Source organism: Actinosynnema sp. (genome assembly GCF_052038725.1).
In genome coordinates, this window is record NZ_JBQGCX010000642.1 from 1 (window position 1) to 1,705 (window position 1,705).

The window sequence follows — 1,705 nt, forward strand, 5'->3', positions numbered from 1 at the left end:
CCCGCGCGCTCGATCATCACACAGGTGGTGGGCCGAGGGGCGTCGGCACGCCCCCGCGAGGTCGGGGGCGGCCCGAGATCACGAGGTCCGAGGGCGCGCGGCTACTGTCTGCACCTGCGGCGCGACCCACCCAAGACGTTGCGGAGGCGACCCCCGGATGCTCATCCCGCTGCTGTTCCTGAACGCGGTCACCGCCGTGGTCGGCGTGGTGTTCGCGACGGTGGCGGCTGTGCACCCGGCGTCGCTGAGCTACAGCCCGTCACCGGACCGGGGCGAGCGCATGTACGCCTGGATGCACGCCGCGAAGGCCGTGCCGCTCGGCGTGCTGGCCGCGAGCCTGCCGCTGGCGCTGCCGGGCCAGGCGACGATGTTCTGCCTGCTGGGGGCGGCGCTGTCGCAGGCGGTGGACGCGGCGGTCGGGTGGTCGCGCGGGTCGTGGGGGATGACGGCGGTGGGGGCGGCGTCGGCGGTGGTGCACGTGGTGACGGCGGTCGCGGTGGGGTGATCAGGGGGTTCGCCCTGGTCTAGGGCTTGTCCTGCGGATCTTCACCTCAGGTGGAGGGCGATGCGGGGCAAGACGATCTCGGCGCGGTGGGCAGGCGGCTCGTTTCGCGAACCTGGTGGCCGGGCCGCGGAACCGCTTGAGGCGGTTGAAGCAGCGCTCGACCACGTTGCGCGGCTTGCAGAGGTCGGGGTCGAAGGCCGGTGGCCTGCCACTGGCCGAGCCTGGGCCTTGCGGCGGGCGATCCGGTCGACACGTTCCGGGATGGCAGCCTTGATCGGCCGCCGCCGTAACGCGGTGCGGGTGTTCGTGTGGGCGTGGACCTTGTCGGCGATCACCCGTCCCACCCGCACCCGCCGCCCGTCCACGGCGATGTCGTGGATGTCGTCGAGCAGCGGTGGCGGTTGCGGGTTGTCGCCGGCCCTGACCCGAGGGTGAGGATCACCGTCGGCGGCAGACCCGCCGAGTCGACGGCCGGGTGCAGCTCGTCCGTCAGCTCACCACGTCCGACCACCCACCGTCATCAGCACACGATCACGAAAAAGATCCACAGGACACGCCCTGCACCCTCGCGGCCCAGCTCGCGCCGCGCCTGCCCGCTGTTCGGGTGAGGGTCCCCCTGACTGCCCGGCCCACCCGTTGACAGCAGGTCCAGACCACCTCCAGGCTCGGCGTGGAAGCGCTCTCACGTCCGCCGCCGCTTCGGGTCCTGCCGTTCGACCGCACCGAACGACCTTGGAGGGACGAGGCGTATGCGAGGCCCCCGTCGACTGCTCGCCGTCGCGCTCGTGGCGCTCACCGCGGCGGTCGCGCTGACCGCTCCGGCAGGCGCCGCGGCGACCAAGAAAGGCGTCAGCGTCAACAACCACCCCGGTGTCGCCGGCGCGCTCGCGAACGTGCGGGCCGGGTGGTACTACACCTGGGCCGTGGACACGCAGGGCGTCAGCACGCCGCCCGGTGTCGAGTTCGTGCCGATGGCGTGGGGATCGGGATCGGTCACCGACGCCGCGCTGGGCAAGGCGAAGTCGCTCGGCAGCACGCTGCTCGGGTTCAACGAGCCGGACATGGCCGGGCAGGCGAACCTGAGCGTCGAGCAGGCGTTGAACCTGTGGCCCCGGTTGCAGGCCACGGGGATGCGGTTGGGCGCGCCCGCCGTGGCGTACGGCGGCGACCAGGCGGGCGGGTGGCTCGACCGGTTCATGA

The 1,705-nt window shown here is 72.6% G+C and carries 2 protein-coding genes; both read left to right on the forward strand.

The genetic code is table 11. The annotated features are described in order from the left end of the window. Nucleotides 1-157: 157 nt before the first annotated feature. Complete coding sequence (locus ACTUAL_RS13610) at nucleotides 158-505, forward strand: hypothetical protein (protein ID WP_096493313.1); 348 nt, start codon at nucleotides 158-160, stop codon at nucleotides 503-505. A 749-nt stretch (nucleotides 506-1,254) separates the two neighbouring features. Next, nucleotides 1,255-1,705, forward strand: a 451-nt coding sequence (locus tag ACTUAL_RS13615) for a glycosyl hydrolase (RefSeq protein ID WP_440900491.1), incomplete at its 3' end; no start/stop codon positions are given.

Excerpts from the sequence above, each read along its gene's own strand:
- ACTUAL_RS13610 (WP_096493313.1), top strand. The coding sequence starts at position 158 with ATGCTCATCCCGCTGCTGTTCCTGAACGCGGTCACCGCCGTGGTCGGC.